Annotated in this window: 14 protein-coding genes and 1 tRNA gene; 14 read left to right on the top strand and 1 reads right to left on the bottom strand. The window is 61.4% G+C overall.

Going from position 1 to position 19,838, the window contains the following annotated elements:
• Positions 1–2: 2 nt before the first annotated feature.
• Positions 3–599: a 4Fe-4S dicluster domain-containing protein gene (locus tag AACW18_RS06805; protein WP_218388173.1), complete on the bottom strand. Its 597-nt coding sequence runs from the start codon at positions 597–599 to the stop codon at positions 3–5.
• Between the two features lie 867 nt (positions 600–1,466).
• Between AACW18_RS06805 and AACW18_RS06800 the strand changes: the two genes are divergently transcribed.
• The 14 genes from AACW18_RS06800 to hypF all read left to right on the top strand — a co-directional run bounded on the left by AACW18_RS06800 (position 1,467) and on the right by hypF (position 19,834).
• Positions 1,467–3,098, top strand: a complete 1,632-nt coding sequence (locus AACW18_RS06800) for a TIGR04141 family sporadically distributed protein (protein WP_218388172.1) — start codon at positions 1,467–1,469, stop codon at positions 3,096–3,098.
• 561 nt (positions 3,099–3,659) lie between these two features.
• Entirely contained in the window at positions 3,660–5,528 is a 1,869-nt protein-coding gene (gene kup / locus AACW18_RS06795; RefSeq protein ID WP_218388171.1) for a low affinity potassium transporter Kup, read from the top strand.
• Positions 5,529–6,053: 525 nt separating this feature from the next.
• Entirely contained in the window at positions 6,054–6,716 is a 663-nt protein-coding gene (locus AACW18_RS06790) for a 4Fe-4S dicluster domain-containing protein (protein WP_218292313.1), read from the top strand.
• A complete protein-coding gene (gene hyfB, locus AACW18_RS06785; protein WP_218388170.1) occupies positions 6,716–8,605 on the top strand; it encodes a hydrogenase 4 subunit B in 1,890 nt (629 codons plus the stop codon). The genes AACW18_RS06790 and hyfB overlap by 1 nt, the downstream gene beginning before the upstream one ends.
• The gene (locus tag AACW18_RS06780) at positions 8,605–9,558 is read left to right on the top strand and encodes a respiratory chain complex I subunit 1 family protein (protein ID WP_218388169.1); all 954 of its coding nucleotides are present in this window, start codon (positions 8,605–8,607) and stop codon (positions 9,556–9,558) included. The genes hyfB and AACW18_RS06780 overlap by 1 nt, the downstream gene beginning before the upstream one ends.
• 62 nt (positions 9,559–9,620) lie before the next feature.
• Entirely contained in the window at positions 9,621–11,339 is a 1,719-nt protein-coding gene (locus AACW18_RS06775; RefSeq protein ID WP_218292311.1) for a hydrogenase large subunit, read from the top strand.
• Positions 11,340–11,348: 9 nt separating this feature from the next.
• Entirely contained in the window at positions 11,349–11,888 is a 540-nt protein-coding gene (locus tag AACW18_RS06770; protein ID WP_218388168.1) for a formate hydrogenlyase complex iron-sulfur subunit, read from the top strand.
• Complete coding sequence (locus tag AACW18_RS06765) at positions 11,888–12,703, top strand: NADH-quinone oxidoreductase subunit B family protein (RefSeq protein WP_218388167.1); 816 nt, start codon at positions 11,888–11,890, stop codon at positions 12,701–12,703. The genes AACW18_RS06770 and AACW18_RS06765 overlap by 1 nt, the downstream gene beginning before the upstream one ends.
• The gene (locus AACW18_RS06760) at positions 12,696–13,109 is read left to right on the top strand and encodes a formate hydrogenlyase maturation HycH family protein (RefSeq protein WP_218388166.1); all 414 of its coding nucleotides are present in this window, start codon (positions 12,696–12,698) and stop codon (positions 13,107–13,109) included. The genes AACW18_RS06765 and AACW18_RS06760 overlap by 8 nt, the downstream gene beginning before the upstream one ends.
• Positions 13,109–13,603, top strand: a complete 495-nt coding sequence (gene hycI, locus AACW18_RS06755) for a hydrogenase maturation peptidase HycI (protein ID WP_218388165.1) — start codon at positions 13,109–13,111, stop codon at positions 13,601–13,603. Before AACW18_RS06760 ends, hycI begins: the two co-directional genes overlap by 1 nt.
• A gap of 188 nt (positions 13,604–13,791) precedes the next feature.
• A tRNA-Sec gene (locus tag AACW18_RS06750) sits at positions 13,792–13,883 on the top strand.
• 203 nt (positions 13,884–14,086) lie between these two features.
• Positions 14,087–15,493, top strand: coding sequence for an L-seryl-tRNA(Sec) selenium transferase (gene selA / locus AACW18_RS06745; protein ID WP_218388164.1), 1,407 nt, complete (start codon positions 14,087–14,089; stop codon positions 15,491–15,493).
• Between the two features lie 4 nt (positions 15,494–15,497).
• Complete coding sequence (locus AACW18_RS06740) at positions 15,498–17,438, top strand: SelB domain-containing protein (RefSeq protein ID WP_218388163.1); 1,941 nt, start codon at positions 15,498–15,500, stop codon at positions 17,436–17,438.
• Positions 17,435–19,834 carry a carbamoyltransferase HypF gene (hypF, locus tag AACW18_RS06735; RefSeq protein ID WP_218388162.1) on the top strand — a complete coding sequence of 800 codons (2,400 nt, stop codon included), beginning with the start codon at positions 17,435–17,437 and terminating at the stop codon, positions 19,832–19,834. The genes AACW18_RS06740 and hypF overlap by 4 nt, the downstream gene beginning before the upstream one ends.
• Positions 19,835–19,838: the final 4 nt, after the last annotated feature.

The following is a 19,838-nucleotide window of genomic DNA, read 5'->3' as shown; positions in this document are numbered from 1 at the left end:
CCTTATGCCCGCTGACTGGACGGCATGGCCCCGGCGCTGGCCAGCTGCTTCTGCCGGTTCAGGGAGTCCAGCGACGCGGGGGTCACCAGCCGCAGCGCCTGGGTGGGGCACACCTCGACGCAGGCCGGCCCCCCCTCGCGATGGCTGCAGAGATCGCACTTCAAGGCCAGCGCCTTGGTTTGCACTCCCTTGAACAGCGCACCGGCCGCGGGGGCCACCTCTTTGACCACCACGTTCATGGCGCCGTAAGGGCAGGCCACCACACAGGATTTGCAGCCGATGCAGCGCGCCTGATAGACCTTGACGTGGCCATCCTCGGTGACGATGGCGTTGTTGGGGCAGGCCTTGGCACAGGGCTTGTCTTCACACTGGCGGCAGAGCACCGGCGTGGTCACCTTGCTGCCCACCACCACCTTCAGACGGGGCTGAAAATAGCTGTCTTTTGAGACCAGATGTCCATCTTCGATGGCAAGACGCAGACCGCCCTCCCGCTCAACGGTGCCCGCGCAGGACGCTGACTGGTGTGACACGGCGCAGGCCACCTCACAGGTACGACACCCAATACAGAGACTGGGATCGGCAATCACGAAGCTGTTCATAGAGAGGGATCCTAAATGTTTCGTTACACCCTGCCGGCCAGGCTCACAGGGGAGACAGGCCAGCCATCCCACTAGGCATTAATCAGACCAACTCAGGCCAGACGTGGGATAAAGTTCACAAGCAGCTGAAAATAAAGGAGTAATCAGGATGGCAGCCCTGCACTCTTGGGCTGGTGACGATGACGACAGGGACCAGGCACGGCGATCGACACGACAAAAGTGACGAGCTCGACACCGGGTGACAGCTCCCTGCCCCATCGTATGAGCCGATCTCTCGACGACGCGTTGATGGGATGGCTGCAACAGGGCTAAAGGCAGCCAAGCGGATTGTGGAGGGAACAAATTGGGGGCAAAGTTGTTTAGCTTGGCTATCTAAATGATAGAAAACATAAAGAAAAATCGAACAAAAAGCCCCTCTACTGACAAATTTATTGAGCAAGATCCGGTTTCCAACGCCTCCCGCTTCTGTTTTATAACCGACCGGATAGCATGTCCCAGATGGCAACCAACTCTGTTGAGGTCGTTTCCATGGAATGGATAGATCAAACAGCGCGGGTTAATAGCAGCAGACTGGGGGCTGTAATTCAGGGGCGGTAGCTTACTTAACATAAATTAAGACAGGGTCCTCTCATTATTCATCATATGAATTTGAAATTTTATCTAAAAAAATATTAAACCATTGTTATGAGCACTTTATACAACATTGAATTCAATGTTAACTTAATTATTTAAATTCAAAATTACCATCGCATTTGCGCATAAAAACCAATAGCTTTATGGTCGGCCTCCTACCTCACTATTTCTGGGGACGGCTAACAATCATGCACTTATATTTAGTTATTATATTTATTCTATCTGGGAGATAAAATGGCAAGTTCTAATAAGGTGAGAAAGGAAAAACTCTCTATTTATCTTGCACGAGATGGTAATAAATTCGATTCAGACATAATTAAGTTGGAAAATGCCAAAGATCCGATAGCTCTAGATTTACCTGAGGCAGACACTGCATTTTTATATATCAAAAAGCAACCACCAAAAAATACACCACCTTGGGCAAAACTATTTACATCAGATCGTAATGTTGAACCCTCCGTGTTTGGAATGTCTTCAAGTGTAGGCGCCGTATTTATTGTAAGAATATCAAAGTCAATTTTCATATTGTCGTTTGGGACAGGATTTCACCTTATTAAGCCTGAGGCGATAGAACGGGATTTTGGTCTAAGAGTCACATTAAACTCAGTTAACCCGGACAAACTCAGAAGCTTGGATAAAGCAAGTTACGACCATAATCCGCTGAATTCCAGAACCCAGAGCACTATGGATGTCGATATATTCAATCTACATCTCGACTCAGAAATGGAAATGCTATATGCCGTTACTGGAGCATCCTTGGTAAAAGAATTCGGGAGCCATGTGACTGGACGAGATGCTCTTACTATAGCAGTGGAGGCAGATTTATCAGACATTCCTGCGATTCTATCTGAATCTATTAATCGATATAGAAGTAAATTACCAGAGAAATTCAGATGGGTAGAAAACATAAATAGAGTCAGAGATTTAGATGAAATAGAAATACTTGATCTAGAACTCAATAAACATTTTAACACTGGTAAATTTAATGACTTTTGGTTGGGTGAACCAGAGATTATCGACTGGGAAAACCAAATCGGTTACTCATTTGACATGTATCCAAAAACGCTGCGTCATGTTGTATTATCTTTCAGTGACTACATCACATTCCTAGCAGGGATCACGCCAACAGTTGAGTTGATGAAAAACCATGTGGTTCATGTCAACAACAGTGAGTATCAATCTGTTAAGTGTTGGTCTATATATCGATGCCTTTATGCGGAAGTTAATTATGACGCCAACTGCTACATACTAAGAAATGGTGTCTGGTACAAGGTCAACAATGACTTTGTGACAGCAGTTGATGAATATCTTAAAGATTTAAAAATATATCCTTTAAAATTCCCTATTTATTCTCATGACAGAGAAGAGGATTACAATAGTCATGTTTCCAAAACAGAAAAAGGGTTTTGTTTAATGGATAAGAAAAACATCCAAATAGGAGGGGTGTATGACAAGCTTGAACACTGTGACCTTATCAGGAATGGCAATGAATTCGTTCATGTAAAATTATATCGGAGCTCAAGTACGCTAAGCCATTTATTCTCCCAAGGTTTTGTTGCTGCTGAAGCATTCATAAAAGACTCGTTGTACCGCGAGAAGCTAAACCCTAAACTTCCGCCGTCAATAAGATTAACTGATACAAAGGCTCGACCAAACCCAAGTAATTACAAGATCGTTTATGCAATAGCAACGGAGAAAAATATTCCTGATGAACTTCCATTTTTTTCAAAGATAACGCTTAAAAATTCTCTCAAAACACTGAGAGCTCTAGATTACGGTATATTTTTAGCAAAAATAGATATTGACCAAAACTTGTTGAAGAAGAAAAAATGCAAGCCCAAGGTAACCAAGAAACACAAGATATAGATTTTATAGTATTTATCTTGCGATGATATTCATCTTTTCATTACACCCGAGGTTTATACTCTCTATTTCTCCCTTCACTTTAGAGTGGCTACCTTTGAGGTAGTCACTTCCTTTTTATATTTCATCCCCTAACCGAATAAAGACTCCATCGTCTCCCAATTCCACCCTATTTACGATTCAGACAGGTAATTTATTGGCCAGCATTTTATCGTTTATTTTTCAGCCAGATTGACAGGAAACGCTGGGTAAAATTAAACCACTGATAAAACAAGCACTTGCTCACCGTCCGGCGTCGTCTTTCAATCAACGAACAATTAATAATTTCACTCAAAATGGCCCTTTGATTATTTATACCAGCACCTATTCCCACAGACTCTGTGTCATCATGAGCTGAATCGCAGATGAACAGACTGTGCCCCATGATGAACCTATTCCTATCCAGTTGATTCCCTTTCCCATCACCATTCATTGATCCCCTCCCGATCGATTCTCTGTGTTAGCTGATAGCTCGGGGCCCCTGTGCTGGCAAATATGTCCACATCAAACTGACAAGACAACTTCATGAACTGCAATAACAAACCCGCCCTGTCCGGCGTCACCCTGGCGGCGATCGGCGTGGTCTATGGCGATATCGGCACCAGCCCGCTCTATACCCTGCGCGAGTGCCTGTCGGGCCAATTCGGGTTCGGGGTCGAACCCGCCTCCATCCTGGGCTTCCTCTCGCTGATCTTCTGGCTGCTGATCCTGGTGGTCTCGGTCAAGTACCTCTCCTTCGTGATGCGGGCCGACAATGCCGGTGAAGGGGGTATCCTGACCCTGATGTCGCTGGCGACCCGCAACAGCCCCGAGAGGCTGGCCCCTGTATTGATCATTCTGGGGCTGATTGGCGGCAGCTTCTTCTATGGCGAGGTGGTGATCACCCCGGCCATGTCGGTGATGTCGGCCATCGAGGGGTTGAAGATAGTGGCCCCCTCGCTGGATCCCTACATAGTGCCGCTCTCGGTACTGGTGCTGACCCTGCTGTTTGCCATTCAGAAACATGGCACCGCCACCGTGGGCAAGCTGTTCGCCCCCATCATGCTGACCTGGTTTCTGACCCTGGCGGTGCTGGGCCTGCGCGGCATCCTCCAGAATCCCGAGGTGCTGGGCGCGCTCAACCCCGTCTGGGCCCTGCGCTTCTTTATGACCTACCAGACCACCTCCTTCTTTGCCCTCGGCGCCGTGGTGCTGGCTATCACCGGCGTTGAAGCGCTCTATGCCGACATGGGCCACTTCGGCAAGAACCCGATCCGGCTCGCCTGGTTTGTGGTGGTGCTGCCGTCGCTGGTGCTCAACTACTTCGGCCAGGGCGCGCTTCTGCTGGGCAACCCCGAGGCCATCGCCAACCCCTTCTTCCTGCTCGCCCCCACCTGGGCGCTGCTGCCCCTGCTGTTGCTGGCGACCATGGCGACGGTGATCGCCTCGCAGGCGGTGATCTCCGGGGTCTTCTCCCTCACGCGGCAGGCGGTGCGGCTCGGTTATCTCTCACCCATCCGCATCGTGCACACCTCCGAGCAGGAGTCGGGCCAGATCTATATCCCGGTCATCAACTGGATGCTCTATGTCTCTGTGGTGATCGTCATCATGAGCTTCGAGCACTCCAGCAATCTGGCGGCCGCCTATGGCATCGCCGTGACCGGCACCATGGTGCTCACCTCCATCCTCTTCTGTTCGGTGGCGAAGAACAGCTGGCACTGGAACCCCTATCTGGTGGCCGCCCTGTTCACCCTGCTGCTGGCCATCGATGTGCCGCTCTTTGTCGCCAACCTCGCCAAGATCTTCTCCGGCGGCTGGCTGCCCCTCACCCTGGGCGCGGTCATGTTCACCCTGATGACCAGCTGGAAGAGCGAGCGCTTTCAGCTTATTCGCCGCCTCAACGAGCACGGCAACTCGCTGGAGCCGATGATCGCCTCGCTGGAAAAATCCCCGCCGACCCGGGTGGCGGGCACCGCCGTCTATATGTCGCGGGTGGTCAATGTGATCCCCCATGCGCTGCTCCACAACCTCAAGCACAACAAGGTGCTGCACGAGCGGATCATTCTGCTCACCCTGCGGGTGGAGGACGTGCCCTACGTCCACAACGTGCGCCGGGTCTGCATCGAGCAGCTCTCCCCCACCTTCTGGCGGGTGGTGGCCAGCTACGGCTGGCGCGAGACCCCGAACATGGAGGAGATCTTCCATCGCTGCAATGCGGAGGGCCTGAGCTGTCGCATGATGGAGACGTCGTTCTTCATGGCCCACGAGTCGCTGATCATGAAGGAGCGCCCCTGGTACCTCTATCTGCGCGGCCAACTGTTTATGCTGCTGCAACGCAATGCCCTGCGGGCGCCGGATCAGTTCGAGATCCCGCCCAACCGGGTGATCGAGCTGGGCTCGCAGGTGGATATCTAGGGCGTGGAACACGCCAGCAAGAGAGAGGGAGGCATTGCCTCCCTCTTTTTTTGCCGTTAACCACGGGGCCATTTTCCCCCTCATCCCCAGCCCTTCTCCCGCGAGGGGAGAAGGGAGCGTACCGCTGATATCGCAAGGTTGCTTGCCCTCTGACGGGATGTTCGCGTTCTCGTGCGTCCGATTACGCTGCGCTAATCGAACCTGCATGCTGCCCCTGCCAAGCACACCTGAGACACATGAGGGAGGCATAGACCTTCCCTCTCTTTTTTGCGGTTAACCGAGATTGCCCTCCTCAAGCCCCTGGCCACACCAGTCCCCTGGTGTGACGAACCCTGTCCGGCCCTTCGTCACAAGTGACGAACGTCACGGTTCGACAGCTGCCCGCCTCTGTGACACACCCCTAGACAAAATTAAAAATCACATAAAAACAGTCAGTTAATCTCATTCTTGGCGCCACACACAATCTGGCCCGCATCTTGCCATCCTGCCCCTACTTTCTCCGTTCGCGACACGACAAGGTAGGCTATGAACCGCTTCGTTATCGCTGATCCCAAACTTTGTATCGGTTGTGGCACCTGTATGGCGGCCTGCAGCACGGTTCACAAGGCCAAGGGTTTGCAACAGGCCCCCCGATTAACCGTCATGCGACACGAGCAGGCGACCATGCCGGTTCAGTGCCGTCACTGTGACGACGCCCCCTGCATCAAGGTGTGCCCGGTCGAGGCCATCTGCCAGACCGAGGATGCGGTGCAGCTGAACGAGTCGCTCTGCATCGGCTGCAACCTGTGCGCCGTGGCCTGCCCCTTCGGCGCCATCAGCAGCGGCGGCAGCCGTCCGGTGGCCATGGCCACCAGCTATGACAGCTACATCCCCTGCTCGGTGCGCTCCAGCAACCCTTCCACCTCCGCCGGCCTGCGCTGCTTCGGGGAAGACTTGCTGAGCTGGGAGCCCGGCGTGCGCGCCATCGCGGTCAAATGCGATCTCTGCGCGTTTCGCGAAGAGGGCCCGGCCTGCATCGATGCCTGCCCCTCTCAGGCGCTGACCCTGGTGAGTGAGGACGACAGCGCCCGCTCCGCCCGCGAGCGTCGCCTGCAGGCCGCCCAATCCCATCCGGAAGGCGCCCCCGCATTCAGTGCCACGGCCTCTCCCTCTTCACCGCACTCATTGACAGCCAAGGGAGATCGCTGATGCTGCCCCCTCTTCTACTGGGTACCCTGTTGCTCTTACTGTTAGGCTCGCTGCTGGGCGCCGCCGCAGGCTGGCTGCTGAACAGTGCCGCCCTCGCCAACCGCCTCAACAGCGGCCTCGCCCTGCTGGGCTCCCTCTGCGGTGTCATGGTCGCCGGGCAGACCCTGGCGCGGGGCACCCCCATTGACGGCGCCCTCTGGCTGCTGGGCTCGGTGCACCTCGACATGCTGGCGGCGCTGATGCTCTTGGTGATCACGCTGGTCGGTGTGGCGGTGGCGCTCTACTCCTTTGCCTACATCAAGGAGTACCAGGGCAAGGGGGACGTCAGCATAGGCGTGCTGATGAACCTCTTCCTGTTCGCCATGGTCGCCATGGTGCTGTGCGACAACGCGCTGGGCTTCCTGCTCAGCTACGAGCTGGTGACGCTCACCAGCTACTGGCTGGTCAAGACCAACCCGGACGCCGCCAAGCAGAGCCGCCTCTATCTGGTGATGAACCACATCGGCATGGCGCTGGTGCTGGTCGCCTTCTGGCTGCTCTGCCAGGGCAGCGGCAGTCTGGAGTTCAGCGTGCTGCGCGAGCATCACCTCGGCGGCGCCCTGGCCTCGCTGGTGTTCCTGCTCAGCTTCTGCGGCTTCGGCCTGCGCGCCGGCTTCGTGCCGCTGCACGGCTGGTTGCCGGTAGCCGAGCCCGTCGCCCCCTCCCATATCTCGGCGCTGATGTCCGGGGTCATGGTGAAGCTGGGCCTCTTCGGCATCTTGCGGGTGTCCATCGATTTTCTCGGCGCCAGCCAGCTCTGGTGGGGCTACATGGTGCTGATCTTCGGTGCCTGCTCGGCGGTGCTCGGGGTGCTGTTTGCGCTCGCCGAGCACGATCTCAAGCGGCTGCTCGCCTACCACACGGTGGAGAACATCGGCATCATCCTGATGGGGATGGGGATCGGCATGATTGGCCTGGCCAACCAGCAACCGACCCTGGTGGTGCTGGGGCTGCTCGGCGCGCTCTATCACCTGCTCAACCACGCCATCTTCAAGAGCCTGCTGTTCATGGGCACCGGCTCGGTGATGTTCCGCCTCCACACCCGTGACATGGACAAGATGGGTGGCCTCGCCAAGCTGATGCCCTGGACCGCGCTGGCGTTCCTCATCGGCGCCATGGCCATCTCGGCGCTGCCGCCGCTCAACGGCTTCGTCAGCGAGTGGTTTATCTATCAAGCGCTCCTTTCCATGACCAAACTTGGCACCTCGGTGGTGGCTCCGCTGGCGGTGGTGATGCTGGCGGTGACCGGCGCCATGGCGGTGATGTGCTTCGTCAAGGTCTATGGCATCTGCTTCTGCGGCGCCCCGCGCAGCGAGAAGGCGAGTCAGGCCCGCGAAGTGCCCAGCACCATGGTGGCGGGCACCCTGCTGCTGGCGGCTGTCTGTCTGGTGCTGGGGCTGGGCGCCCCCTGGATTGCCCCCCTGGTCAACGGCTACGGCCAGGCGCTGATCGCCGAGCAAGTGGCGAGCCAGGTAGCGACTGGCGCCACCCTGCTGCCGCTGGATAGTGCTCAGGCGATCCTCTCCCCGCCGGTGATTGCCCTCACCCTGCTCGGCCTGCTGCTGGTACCGCTGCTGATCCTGGCGCTGTTCAAAGGGCCCAAGCTGGCTCGTCGCCACGCCGGCACCCCCTGGGCCTGTGGTTACGCCTATGAGGAGCGCATGAGCCTCACCTCCGGCGGTGTCACCCATACCCTGCGCCAGATCTGCGCCCCCCTCTATCGGCAGCGCCCGCGCCTCGATCTCGCCAGCTCGCTGCAAGGAGTGAGCGCGGCGCCGTCCCCCGCTGGCTGGCTGCTCCATGGCCTGGTGCTGGTGCTCTTTATCCTGATGGCTGTTGGAGTTCAATGATGCCCGCTCTCGAAATGCCAAGCTGGGGCATGCTTGCCCTGGCCCTCACCCAGGCCATCGCCATGCTGGCGCTGGCTCCGTTCGCCACCGGCTTCAACCGGGTGCTGCGTGCCAAGATGCACTCGCGCCAGGGGCCCGGCCTGCTGCAGGATTACCGCGATATCGGGAAACTGCTGCGCCGCCAGGAGGTCACCCCCGAGCCTGCCGGCATCATCTTCAACCTGATGCCGGCGGTGCTCATCGCCGCCTTGCTGCTGGTGGCCATGGCGCTGCCGACCCTGACCCATGAATCCCCCTTCCCCATCGCCGGGGATCTCATCACCGACATCTACCTGTTCGCCATCTTCCGCTTCTTCTTCTCCCTGGCGGGGCTCGACAGCGGCAGCATGTTTGCCGGGATCGGTGCCCGCCGCGAGCTGACCCTGGGGATCCTGGTCGAGCCCATCCTGGTGCTGGCCTGCTTCATCATGGCGATGATGGTGGGCAGCTCGGATCTCGGCAACATCAGCACCTACGTAGCCACCCAGCCGCTGGCCGCCCCGGTCGCCACCCTGCTGGCGGGCGCCGCCTGTGCCTTCGCGGTCTTCGTCGAGATGGGCAAGCTGCCCTTTGACTGCGCGGAAGCCGAGCAGGAGCTGCAGGAGGGGCCGCTCACCGAGTATTCCGGCGCCGGCCTCGCCCTGCTCAAGCTCGGCCTTGGCCTCAAGCAGCTGGTGGTGGTGCAACTCTTCCTGGTGATTTTCCTCCCCTTCGGCAAGGCGGCGGACTGGAGCCTGCCCGCGCTGGCGGTAGCGGCGCTGATCCTCGCCTGCAAGCTGCTGGTGGCCTTCGCACTGGCGGGCCTCATCGAAAACGCCATGGCCCGCACCCAGTTCGTGCGCACCCACAAGCTGACGCGCTATGGCCTGGGGCTGGCCCTGCTGGCCCTGCTCTCCTATCTGGTCGGGATCTGAGCCATGCCCGCCACAGCCGCTTTTTCCGATTTCATATTTTCCGATTTTAAAGTGAGAACTGCATGACCATCGCCATCATGGATCGCATCGGTTGCGACTACATCCAGCAGCTGCGACAGCAACTGCCCCACGCCATCATCGACGAGCAGTGGCAAACCGTCGATCAGGCCACCCTGACCGTCAAGCCCACCGATCTGGTGGCCCTCACCAGCCTGCTGTTCCACAAGCTGGGCGGCTGGCTGTCGGTCTCCTTCGCCAACGACGAGCGCAGCCTGAACGGCCACTTCGCCGTCTACCACGTCTTCTCCATGGAGGGGGAGACCAAGAGCTGGATCACCGTCAAGGTACTGGTCGAAGCCACCTCGCAGGAGTACCCCTCCATCACCCCGACCATTCCGGCGGCGGTGTGGGGCGAGCGGGAGATCCGCGACATGTACGGCCTGCGCGCCGTGGGCCTGCCGGACGAGCGCCGGCTGGTGCTGCCCGATGACTGGCCCGAAGACATCCATCCGCTGCGCAAGGACGCCATGGATTACCGCCAGCGCCCCATGCCCACCACGGACACCGAGACCTACCCCTTCGTAAACGAGCTGGGCAACGAGGCCAACCGCATAGTGCCGGTGGGCCCGCTGCACATCACCTCGGACGAGCCGGGTCACTTCCGCCTGTTCGTGGACGGCGAAGACATCATCGACGCCGACTACCGGCTGTTCTATGTCCACCGTGGCATGGAGAAGCTGGCCGAGACCCGCATGGGCTACAACGAGGTGGCCTTCCTCACCGATCGGGTGTGCGGCATCTGCGGCTTCACCCACAGCGTCGCCTACACCACCTCGGTGGAGAACGCCATGGGCATCCAGGTGCCGGAGCGGGCCAAGATGATCCGCGCCGTGCTGCTGGAGGTGGAGCGGCTGCACAGCCACATCCTCAACATCGGCCTGTCGAGCCACTTCACCGGCTTCGACACCGGCTTCATGCAGTTCTTCCGGGTGCGGGAGAAATCCATGACCCTGGCCGAGCTGCTGACCGGGGCGCGCAAGACCTACGGCCTCAACCTCATCGGCGGGGTGCGCCGCGACATCTTCAAGGAGGATCGCATCAAGGGCACCCAGCTGGTGCGCGAACTGCGCGACGAGCTCAAGCCCCTGGTGGCCATGCTGCTCGATACCGCCAACATCAGCTCCCGTCTGGTGGGGATCGGCCGCCTCGATCCGCAAGTGGCCCGCGACTTTAGCTGCGTCGGCCCCATGGTGCGGGCCAGCGGCTTCAAGCGCGACGTCCGCCGGGTGCACGACTTCGCCGCCTACCGCGAGCTGCCGATGGAGATCCAGACGCTGGCAGGCTGCGACGTGCAGTCCCGGGTGCTGGTGCGGATCCACGAGCTCTACGACTCCCTCGACATGATCGAATTCGGCCTGCAGCACCTGCCGGAAGGGCCGCTGCTCACCGAGGGCTTCACCTACCAGCCGGGCAAGTTTGCGCTGGGCTTCACCGAGGCGCCCCGTGGCGAGAACGTGCACTGGAGCATGACCGGGGACAACCAGAAGCTGTTCCGCTGGCGCTGCCGCGCCGCCACCTACGCCAACTGGCCCGCCCTGCGCTACATGCTGCGGGGCAATACGGTGGCGGATGCGCCCCTCATCATCGGCAGCCTGGATCCCTGCTACTCCTGCACCGATCGGGTCACCCTGGTCGATCCCAAGAAGGGCAAGTCCACCGTGGTCTCCTACAAGGAGATCGAGCGCTACGGTATCGATCGCAAAAACTCTCCGCTCAAGTAAGGGGTCATCATGATCAAGCTGTTCAAGACCATACTCCGGGCCGGTACGCCGACCGCCAAGTACCCCTTCGCCCCCTATGAGGTGAACCGGGATTTTCGCGGCAAGCCCGAATACCAGGCCGACAAGTGCATCGCCTGCGCCGCCTGCACCAAGGCCTGCCCGGCCAATGCGCTGATCATGGAGACCGATCTGGAGACCGGTGAGCGGCGCTGGGAGCTCTCCATGGCCCGCTGCATCTTCTGCGGCCGCTGTGAGGAGGTGTGCCCGACCCGCGCCATCGCCCTCTCCCCCAACTTCGAGCTGGCGGTGACCAACAAGGCCGATCTCTATGAGGAGGCCCGCTTCCCGCTGGCCCCCTGCACCCTGTGCGGCACCTACTTTGCCCCGGCCCGGCTGGTGGCACTGGTGGAAGACACCCTGGCGCAGGCGGCCCAGCCGCTGGCCCACCCACAGCGGTTGCACCACTGCCCCGACTGCAAACGCAAACAGAGCATGCTGAGCCAGCCCGCATCCGGCGCCGCCACGCTCACCCAACAGGAGTCGATGTGATGAGCAAGATCAAAGGCATAGAAGCCGTTGTCGGCGATGCCCATACTCGCGCCGTGCCGCTGGCACAGGATCCGGAAATCACCCGCCTCAAGCAGACCCTGCTCAAGGACATTCGCCGCTCGGCCTATGTCTATCGGGTGGACTGCGGCGGCTGCAACGCCTGCGAAATCGAGATCTTCGCCACCATTACCCCGCTGTTCGATGCCGAGCGGTTCGGCATCAAGGTGGTCGCCTCCCCCCGCCACGCCGACATCCTGCTGTTCACCGGCGCAGTGACCCGGGCCATGCGAGTGCCGGCCCTGCGCGCCTACGAGGCGGCCCCGGATCCCAAGATCTGCATCGCCTACGGCGCCTGTGGCTGTGACGGCGGCATCTTCCACGATCTCTACTGCGTCTGGGGCGGCACCGACAAGATAGTGCCGGTGGATGTCTACATCCCCGGCTGCCCCCCTACCCCGGCCGCCACCATCTACGGCTTCGCGGTGGCACTCGGCCTGCTCGAGCAGAAGCTCAAGGCCACCAGCCACGAGGTGCCGGCGGGCGAGCGGGTGGAGCTGCGCCACACCGGCATCCCGAGCGAGATCCGGGTGATGATAGAGCGCGAGGCGCGCCGCATGGCGGGCTACCGTCAGGGCCGCATCATCGCCGACGAGTTCATGGCACTGCTGGAGGGGGCCACCCAGCAGGACGTGGATCTGCGCATCCAGGGCTACCTTGCTCAGCACGACGACCCGCGCCTCTGTGAGATCGTCAACAACCTGGCCAACGCCTGCCTCAACCGGGTGGCGGGGAAAGCAGAGGTCGCCCATGGCTGACCAGGTGTTCTTCTATCGCCTCTCCCGCAAGTTTGTGGACGAGCAGTTCGACGTGCCCGAGGAGGCGAAGGAGGTGATGTACTACAGCCTCGCCATCGGCCACCACCTCGGCATCGTCGATTGCCTGAGCGCCGATCTGGTCTGCCCGCTAACGGGTTATAGGGACTGGGTGGCCAAGCTGCCGGCCGGCAGCGAGGCGCGCCGCAAGATGGAGGGCTTCCTCATCTTCGGCGAGATCACCGTCTATCGGGAACACTGCCACATGCTGGCCTGCGCCTTCGACCGGCTGCGCCAGGCCGAAGGCGTCTTGAACGAGCAGGAGCGAGGCTGGACCGACACTTTCATGAACCAGCTCACCGCCCTGCATAACGATCCTCATATGTACCTGATGGTAAGGAGCCGCTGATGGGCTGCAATCTCGTGTTGACCGTGGGCAATGCCATGATGGGTGACGATGGGGCCGGCCCCTATCTGGCCGAAAAGCTGCAGGCCGCCCCCCTGCCCGGCTGGGTCCATATCGACGGCGGCATAGCGCCGGAGAACAGGGTGCACCAGGTGCGGGAGCTGAAACCGGATCGGGTGCTGCTGGTGGATGCCGCCGAGCTCGGCGAGAAGGCGGGCACCCTCAAGGTGATCCCCCCCGACACCATAGCCGACATGTTCATCTTCTCGACCCACAACATGCCGCTGAACTTTCTCATCGACGAGCTCAAGCGCTTCGTGCCCGAGGTGATCTTCGTCGGGGTGCAACCCGCCATCGTCGCCTTCTCCTTCCCCATGACCGGGATGGTGAGCGGCGCCATGGATTACCTCTATCAACATCTGGATACCGCCAAGGATACCAAGTTGTTAATACGCCAGCTCGCCCAGTGGAATAAGGTCAACGGCGCGGCACTATAATTTACCGAGTTGTTAAAAACGGCCAGGCAGGCATTTAATCGGCGCCCGATGTTAAAATAAAAACATCGGGCTAACTGCCCTGTTTTTGATATAAAACAACTCTCCGTTAAATAATATAAATGCCGTTTTTATATGGCAAAAAAAGCGTTGTCAGCCAGGGGGCCTTGCCCCAAAATGGCGACCACTGCGGAAGTTGATGGGGTCTGGTGGCCTCCTCGGTCTTCAAAACCGATGTGAGCCGAGAAGGCTCGGGCAGGTTCGATTCCTGCCTCTTCCGCCACTTTCCTATATTGGATGCATCGACTAGATACCGCTTGCCAATATTATTCCGGGATGGCTTCCTCGGTCGTTAATTAATTTGCCAGAACCGTTTCAGCATTAACACTCTGTGCAAGTTGTCCGCCCGCAAATAACCGCCAGCCCCGTCAATCTATCGGCAAACCGGTGTGCATCCGTCACCCACGCACTGCCCTGGTAACCCCCATGCCGAACCAGTCACAGCCTCAAGCGTCCGCCGTCGACCAGCCAAGCCATCGCCTGCCACAGGTCGAACAGCTGCTGCAGCAAGCCTTCCTCGCCCCCCATATCGCCCGTCTGAGTCGGCCGCTGGTGACCCAGCTGGTGCGCGACACCTTGAGCGAGCTGCGCCAGAGCGAAGGCTTTCGCCAGCATGGGGTGGCGCTCGCCCGGCTTGAGGAGCTGATCGACAGTCGCTGCCAACAGTGGGTACGCCAGCGCCAGACCCGGCTGATCAACGCCACCGGCACGCTCGTTCATACCAATTTGGGGCGCTCGCCGCTCTGCGCCGAACTGTGGGACGAGGTGCGCGAGCTCAACACCGGTTACAACAACCTGGAGCTGGATCTCGCCACCGGCAAGCGCGGCGGGCGCAAGGGGCTGATCGCCCCCCTGCTCGCCTGCCTGACCCAGGCCGAAGACTCCCTGGTGGTGAACAACAACGCGGCCTCGCTGTTTCTGCTGCTGCAAGAGATAGCCAAGGGGCGCGAGGTGATCGTCTCCCGGGGCGAGCAGATCCAGATCGGCGGCGGCTTTCGCATCCCCGACATACTGGCGCTGTCCGGCGCCCGGCTGGTGGAGGTGGGCACCACCAACATCACCACGGCCCGGGACTACCTCGATGCCATCACCGATCAGACCGCGCTGGTGCTGATGGTGCACAGATCCAACTTCGCCATTCGCGGCTTCACCGAGTCCCCCGACATCGGCGAAGTGGCCCGCGCCCTGCCGGATCACATAGTGCTGGCGGTGGATCAGGGCTCGGGCCTCACCACCGAGGAGTTCGCGCCGGACGAGACCTCGGTGCGCCAGTACCTCAAGGCGGGGGCGGATCTGGTCTGCTACTCCGGCGACAAGCTGCTGGGAGGGCCTCAGTGCGGCATCATCGGCGGCCGCGCGGATCTCATCAAGCGACTGGAGAAGCACCCCATGATGCGCACCTTCCGCCCGAGCCGCATCGTCTACTCCCTGCTCGAGCGCCTGCTGATCCACAAGCTCAACAAGTCCCCCACCGGGGCCGGCATCGCCCAGCGCACCCTGAGCTCCCCCGCCGCCATGCAGGCCAGGGCCGACCAGCTGCTGGCCGCCCTGCCCGGCTGCTTTATACAGGTGCCCGCCCAGCTGGTGGTCGGCGGCGGCACCCTGCCGGACGAGTTCTACCCCGCCCCGGCGCTCGAATGCCGCGACCCGCGCCCGGCCCAGCAGCTGCTCGATGCCCTGCGGGAGCTGCCGGTGCCGGTGATCGCCACGGTGCGCCAGCAGAAGGTGCTGCTCAACGTGGCCAGCCTGCTGGCGGACGACATGCCGCTGCTGATCGCCCAGCTGAGCGAGCTGCTCATGCCCGCCACCATGCCAACCGCACAGGAGCCCTGATCCCATGACCTCCTACCGCGCCGTCATCGGTCTGGCCGGCCACGTGGATCACGGCAAGACGCTGCTGATCAAGGCCCTCACCGGCATCACCACGGCCCGCGCCCACGAGCAGGCCATCGGCATGACCCAGGATCTCGGCTTCGCCCACTTCGACGACGGCCAGGGCAACACCATCGGCATCATCGACGTGCCCGGCCACGAGCGCTATGTCCGCAACATGGTGGCGGGGCTCTGGAGCCTGGATCTGGTGCTCTTGGTCATCGCCGCCGACGAGGGCTGGATGCCGATGACCGGCGATCACCTGCGCCTGCTCAGGGCCATGGGGGTGCCGCGCCTGCTGGTCTGCATCAACAAGTGCGATCTGGTGAGCCCCGACGAGCTTGAACTGCTGGAGGAGACGCTGCTGGAGCGGGTGATGGACGAGAGCGGCATGGTGCCCGATATCGTCTGCGTCAGCGCCAAGAGCGGCGACAACATCGACGGCCTGCACGCCGCCATCGTGGGCCAGCTTGCCGATGTACAAGAATCGCAGATTGCCCGCGAACAGGGCGCCCCGCGCCGCTCTCGTGAAGAGGCACCACCGCGCCTCTATGTGGACAGGGTCTTTACCGCCAGCGGCACCGGCACAGTGCTGACCGGTACATTGCAGCAGGGCAGCCTCAAGGTGGGGGACAAGCTGCGCCTCTACCCCGCCGATCGGGAGGTGCAGGTGCGCTCCCTGCAGGCCTATCACCAGAGCGTCGACGAGATAGCCGCCGTCTGCCGGGTGGCGGTGGGGCTGAAAAAAGTGCCCCACAAGGAGGTGGCCCGCGGCCACTGCCTCGGCAGCGCGGCCGGGGACTGTCAGGCGGCGACCCACCTGATAGTGCGCCTGGAGGCCGATGGCCAATCCAGCAAAGAACTGCGCACCTCTCTGCGCAACAAGGAGGTCGAGGTGGCGCTGGGCAGCTGGCATGGCCGGGCCCAGCTGATCTATATCCGCGGCGCTGACACAGCGGATGCCGATCACCCTGGGCTCGCCCGCCTCGTCTTCACCAGTCCCCTGCCCTGCTTCTTCGGCCAGCCGCTCGCCATCATCCGCCACGGCAGCAGCGAGCTGCTGCATGGCGCCCGCATCCTCTGGTGCGGCGACATCTCCCCCGCCAGGCGCAAGGCGCTGCACGCCCTGCTGCGGGCGCTGCCGGAGGATCTCGCGGGCCACAACCCCGCCACCCTGCAGCTGGGGCTCAATGGCTATGCCCCCGCCGACCGCTTTGACGCGCCCCCCGCCGGGGCGGTGCAGCAGGGCGACTGGATGATGAGCCAGTCCTGGCTGGCGCAGACCCGCGAGGCCATGCTGGCCGCCCTGCAGGCCGAGCCATTGAGCGGCGCCGAGCTCGCCGGCAGGCTGCGCATCGACCTCGAGGCTACCCAGCCGCTGTTGCTGGCGCTCAAGGCCGAGCAACGGATCCGGCTGCACCACGACAAGTGGCAGCCCGGCGGTGGCGAGTCGGAAGACGATCTCGGGGAAGAGGCACTGTTGGTGCTCAAACTGGTGCGAGATCAAGGCAAGGAGGGCTACCAGCCCGGTAAACTGGGCCCCGGCGGTGTGGAGATAGACCCGGTGCGTCATCTCACCCTGCCGGCCGGTTTACGGCAAAAGGGGGCGCTGCAAAAGCAGTTGCGCAATCTGGCAAGGCTCACCTACCTGATACAGCTGGAAGGTCCCATCTACTACGATGCCGAACTCTATCACCACATGGTACAGGCCGTGCTGGCAGGCCAGCGGGTCGGGGATCTGATCGACATGGGCTCGCTCAAGGAGATCACCGGCCTGTCGCGCAAATACGCCATCCCCTTCTGCCTGCGCATGGAGATGGACGGCTGGGTGCGACGGGAGGACAACGATCGCCGGGTGCTGCGCCTGCCCGAGGGCAACCCCCTGGCTGACGAGACGCCGGCATGACGGCGCCCACAACCCCGGTGACCCAGCCGCCAGAGGCGAGCACCCCGCTGCGCCTCGAGTTTCAGATCAACGGCATAGTGCAGGGGGTCGGCTTTCGCCCCTTCGTCTATGGCCTGGCCCTGCGCCATCGCCTCACCGGCTATGTGCTCAACGACGCCAGCGGCGTCACCATAGGGGCGCAAGGTTCTCCCGAACAGCTCGCCGCCTTTGGCCGCGACCTGCGGGCGCTGGCGCCGCCGCTCAGCCGCATCGACAGCTTCGACCAGCGGGTGCTGCCGCTGACGAGCGATCCCGATTTCAACGGCGCCTTTCATATCAGGGCCAGCCAGCAACAGAGCGCGGCCACGGTGGCCATCTCGCCGGATCAGGGGATGTGCGAGGCCTGCGCCCGGGACATCGCCAATCCGGCGGATCGCCACCATAGATACCCCTTCACCAACTGCACCCACTGCGGCCCGCGCTACAGCATCATTCGCCGCCTCCCCTACGATAGACCCCACACCGCCATGGCCAGCTTCGCCATGTGCCCGCGCTGCGCCAGTGCCTATGAGGATCCCCTGGACAGGCGCTACCACGCCCAGCCGGTGAGCTGCCCCCAGTGCGGGCCGCATCTGACCTGGCGCACCGGCAAGGGTGATGCGCTGGTCGAGCGCGAGGATGCCCTGAAAATGGCCGCCCAGGCCCTGCAAGCTGGAGCCCTGGTCGCGGTCAAGGGGATGGGGGGCTACCACCTGATGTGTGATGCCCGCAATGAACTGACCGTGGCCCGGCTGCGCCAGCTCAAGCGGCGCGCGCGCAAGCCGCTGGCGGTGATGATGAGATCCCTCGAAGAGGCGCGGTTGCACGTGACCGGCAGCGATGCCGAGTGGGCCCTGCTGCAATCCCAGCCAAGACCCATCACCTTGCTGCGCAAGCGGGAGCCTGACCAGCAGTCATCCGACACAATACCGCTGGCCGACGCCATCGCCCCCGGTATCCCCTACCTGGGGGTCATGCTGCCCTACACCCCGCTCCACCAGCTGCTGCTGGAGGCCTGCGCCATGCCGCTGGTGGCCACCAGCGCCAATGGCCGCGGCAGCCCGATCCTCATCGAGTGCGAGGCGGTGATCAGGGAACTTGGCAGCGAGATCGACGGCATCCTGGATCACGATCGCCCCATACTGCACCCCTGCGACGACAGCCTGGTGCAGTGGGCCGGCGGCAAGCGCCAGATCCTGCGTCTCGCCCGGGGTTATGCCCCCTGCACCCCCAGCCTGAAAGCGCCGGTCAGCACCCCAGTGCTGGCGGTCGGCGCCCAGCAGAAGAACCAGCTGGCGCTCGCCTTCGGTCGCCAGCGCATCTACAGCCCCCATATCGGCGATCTGCACAGCCTGCCGATGCAGGGGCACTTCGAGCAGACCCTGGCCACCTTCCGCGAGCTCTACGATCTCAACCCAACCCTGCTGGTGTCGGACCGCCACCCGGGTTATCTGAGCCACCAGTGGGCCAAGGACTATTGCGCGGAGCAGGGTGCGACCCATCTCGAGGTGCAGCACCACCACGCCCACCTGCTAGGGGTGATGGCCGAGCATGACCACAGCGGGCCCGTGCTCGGCTTCGCCTTCGATGGCACTGGCCTGGGCGACGACGGCACCCTCTGGGGGGGCGAGCTGCTGGTCGCCGACGTACGGGGGTTTGAGCGAGTGGCGCACCTGCGGCCATTTCGGCTGATCGGGGGCGAAGCCGCCATCCGCGAGCCGGTGCGCCAGCTGCTGGGGCTGCTGTTTGAATCCGCGACCCCGGGCGAGATCGGCGAGCTGAATATTGCGGTGATCGACCAGCTGCCCGCGGAGCGGCTCAGCAACCTGCACCAGCTGTGGCGCCTCGGCCGCAACGCCCCCCACACCAGCTCCATGGGCCGACTATTCGACGGGGTCGCCACCCTGCTCGGCCTGATCGATACCCCCGACTACGAGGGCGAGGCGGGGCTGTTGCTGGAGGCGGCGGCGCTGCGACTCGCACCCGGTGCCGCGCCCTGGCCGCTGCAATTCGGGATCACCGACCAAGAAGATGGCCCTCTGCTGATCGAATGGGCACCGCTGCTGGCCGAGCTGCTGCAACGGCGCGCCAGCGTCGAGGTGGCCAGGCTGGCCGCCGGCTTTATCCGCGCCATCGGCGAGCTCATCCTCACCCTGAGCCACCGCTTCCCCACCCACCCTGTGGTGCTGGGGGGCGGCGTCTTCCAGAATCGCGTGCTGATGGACCAGCTCCTCCCCCGCCTCGCCGAGGCCGGGCGCGAGGTCTTGATAAGCCAGACCCTGCCCCTCAACGACGGCGGCATCGCCGCGGGCCAGCTCTGGTTTGCCATCCACCATGTTGCGAAGGAGAGGGCCAAGCCCCTCTCCCCCGCCATTTAGGAGT

Origin of the sequence: Aeromonas sp. sia0103 (assembly GCF_963895295.1) — a bacterium.
GTDB lineage: Bacteria > Pseudomonadota > Gammaproteobacteria > Enterobacterales > Aeromonadaceae > Aeromonas > Aeromonas encheleia.
Note: the sequence above shows the minus strand (reverse complement) of the source record. Positions and strands in the feature narration are given on the sequence as shown.

Bases quoted from the DNA above. Each gene is read 5' to 3' on its own strand.
- AACW18_RS06805 (WP_218388173.1), bottom strand. From the start codon at position 599: ATGAACAGCTTCGTGATTGCCGATCCCAGTCTCTGTATTGGGTGTCGT.
- AACW18_RS06800 (WP_218388172.1), top strand. From the start codon at position 1,467: ATGGCAAGTTCTAATAAGGTGAGAAAGGAAAAACTCTCTATTTATCTT.
- kup (WP_218388171.1), top strand. From the start codon at position 3,660: ATGAACTGCAATAACAAACCCGCCCTGTCCGGCGTCACCCTGGCGGCG.
- AACW18_RS06790 (WP_218292313.1), top strand. From the start codon at position 6,054: ATGAACCGCTTCGTTATCGCTGATCCCAAACTTTGTATCGGTTGTGGC.
- hyfB (WP_218388170.1), top strand. From the start codon at position 6,716: ATGCTGCCCCCTCTTCTACTGGGTACCCTGTTGCTCTTACTGTTAGGC.
- AACW18_RS06780 (WP_218388169.1), top strand. From the start codon at position 8,605: ATGCCCGCTCTCGAAATGCCAAGCTGGGGCATGCTTGCCCTGGCCCTC.
- AACW18_RS06775 (WP_218292311.1), top strand. From the start codon at position 9,621: ATGACCATCGCCATCATGGATCGCATCGGTTGCGACTACATCCAGCAG.
- AACW18_RS06770 (WP_218388168.1), top strand. From the start codon at position 11,349: ATGATCAAGCTGTTCAAGACCATACTCCGGGCCGGTACGCCGACCGCC.
- AACW18_RS06765 (WP_218388167.1), top strand. From the start codon at position 11,888: ATGAGCAAGATCAAAGGCATAGAAGCCGTTGTCGGCGATGCCCATACT.
- AACW18_RS06760 (WP_218388166.1), top strand. From the start codon at position 12,696: ATGGCTGACCAGGTGTTCTTCTATCGCCTCTCCCGCAAGTTTGTGGAC.
- hycI (WP_218388165.1), top strand. From the start codon at position 13,109: ATGGGCTGCAATCTCGTGTTGACCGTGGGCAATGCCATGATGGGTGAC.
- selA (WP_218388164.1), top strand. From the start codon at position 14,087: ATGCCGAACCAGTCACAGCCTCAAGCGTCCGCCGTCGACCAGCCAAGC.
- AACW18_RS06740 (WP_218388163.1), top strand. From the start codon at position 15,498: ATGACCTCCTACCGCGCCGTCATCGGTCTGGCCGGCCACGTGGATCAC.
- hypF (WP_218388162.1), top strand. From the start codon at position 17,435: ATGACGGCGCCCACAACCCCGGTGACCCAGCCGCCAGAGGCGAGCACC.